The organism is Streptomyces sp. FH025, assembly GCF_017427025.1.
In the GTDB taxonomy this organism is placed as follows: domain Bacteria; phylum Actinomycetota; class Actinomycetes; order Streptomycetales; family Streptomycetaceae; genus Kitasatospora.
In genome coordinates this window covers 1-1,868 of record NZ_JAFLNG010001038.1, presented here as the reverse complement: position 1 = coordinate 1,868, position 1,868 = coordinate 1, and the positions used below count along the sequence as shown (strand labels likewise).

Annotated in this window: 1 protein-coding gene; it reads right to left on the bottom strand. The window is 72.6% G+C overall.

The features are described from left to right. Positions 1 to 406: 406 nt before the first annotated feature. The coding region (locus J0670_RS37015) for a sulfatase (protein ID WP_207817166.1) at positions 407 to 1,868 on the bottom strand (1,462 nt) is incomplete at its 5' end.

Below are 1,868 nucleotides of genomic sequence, written 5' to 3'. Positions count from 1 at the left end.
CCACCGGGGGAAGCCGGGGGTCCGGCTCGGGCGGGATGACGTCGGCGGTCTCGACCATGGCGTCGCTCCGCCGCCCCCGTCGAAGCCGCCGCCGCTGATGATCAGCAGCACCAGGGCTCCTCGACCTGGAACGGGCAGTGCGGGGCCACCAGCGGGACGAACAGCACCCAGGGCTGCTCGGGCGGGTTCGCCAGCCACTGCTCGGCGGAGCGGACGGCGGCCTCGTCGGGGTCGGTGCGGCGTGCTGATGTGCGGGTTGCCGAACGCGCCGACGGCGTCGCCGCGCAACTGGTCGGGCACGAGGATCACGAAGTCGGGGCGGGAGGTCATGTGCTGCTCGTGTTCTGGAGACGACAGGGCCTCGGGGATCCGGTGGGCATCGTGGACTCCCTAGGCGTGGCGCGCGTCAGTCGGGCTGGACCGGGCGCTGGTCACGGGTCTGGAGCAGGGCCATCCAGCGCGCCGCGAGTTCGGCGGTGCGCGGCCGGTCGGGGGCGTGCCAGGACACCGGCACGTTCAGGGAGTGGAGGCGGGCTTCGAGGTCCTCGGCCAGGTGCTCGCGACCGGTGTCCCGCAGGTGCCGGGCGTACCGCGCGGGGTCGTTGTAGTACGTCGGGCCGGTCTGCAGGGTCGCCTGCATCGGGTCGGGCAGGCAGCCGGGGCGGCCGGCGTACCGGTCCCACCACTCGGCGAGGTGGGAGCGCATGGTGGCGGCGAGTTCGGGCTCGGCGTCGAGCAGGTCGCGGGTCAGGTAGGGGTCGCCGGTGACGTCGAAGAGCTGCTCCCACTCCGCGCGGAAGCTCCCGGGGTGGTAGGTGCGGATGTAGAGGTGGTCGCGGGTGCGCACCGCACGCTGGTAGGTGTGGGCGCCGTGGCCGAGGACCAGGTACGGCCTGGACTCGATGGCCTCGCCGCGCACCGCGGGGGCGAAGGAGGTGCCCTGCCAGCCCGCCGGGGTGGGGAGGCCGAGGAGGTCGCACAGGGTGGGGGCGAGGTCGATGTTGTACAGGAGCGCGTCGTTGCGTCGCGCCTCGGCGGGGAGTTCGTCGGTGACGCCGGGCCAGTACACCACCAGCGGCAGCCGGTGGGTCGGTTCGTTGGCCAGGCCGTGCTCCGCGTAGGAGCCCTGCTCGCCGAAGGACTCGCCGTGGTCGGCGCTGACGATCACGGCGGTGTCCTGCGCGATCCCCAACTCCTCCAGGGTGGCCATCAGTTGGCCGAAGTAGTGGTCCCAGTAGTGGACCGCTCCGTCATAGCCGTTGATCAGGTGCTCGAAGTCGGCGCGGGAGCGGATGGCGTCGGGCATGTTGTGCGGCACCGGCGAACGGCCGCCGCCCGTCAGCGAGTAGTGCAGGTCCAGGGCGCTGCGCGGGCCGTAGACCTCGGCGTGGGCGGCGATGGTCTCCTCGTCGGGCCAGTCCTGCACGGGGCCGGAGGCGGCCACCTTCTCGGTCCACTCGGCGGGCTGGGTGTAGTTGGTGTGCGGGTCCCAGTAGGTGAGGTGCAGGTACCAGTTGTCGTCCGCCGCGTGGCGGCGGATCCAGTCGGTGGCGGCGCGGTTGACGTCCTGGGCCTCCTCGTCGCCGAAGCGGGCGGTGGCGCGGATGGACTCGCGGAAGTTGGCGTGGAAGAAGTACGCACGGTGGCGCTCGGCGAACACCGAGACGGCGGCGGTGTAGTAGCCGCCCCAGCCGAGGCGCTGGCCGAGCAGGGGGCGGTCGGGCTCGGGGCCGTGCCCGGAGTCGAGCCGGAACTGGGCCGCCGGCCCGAAGTGCCCGATCACGCCGTTGGTGATGCCGAACTGGCCGCTGGTCAGGGCCGTTCGGGAGGGCATGCAGGGCGAGTCCGAGCAGTAGTAGCGGTCGAAG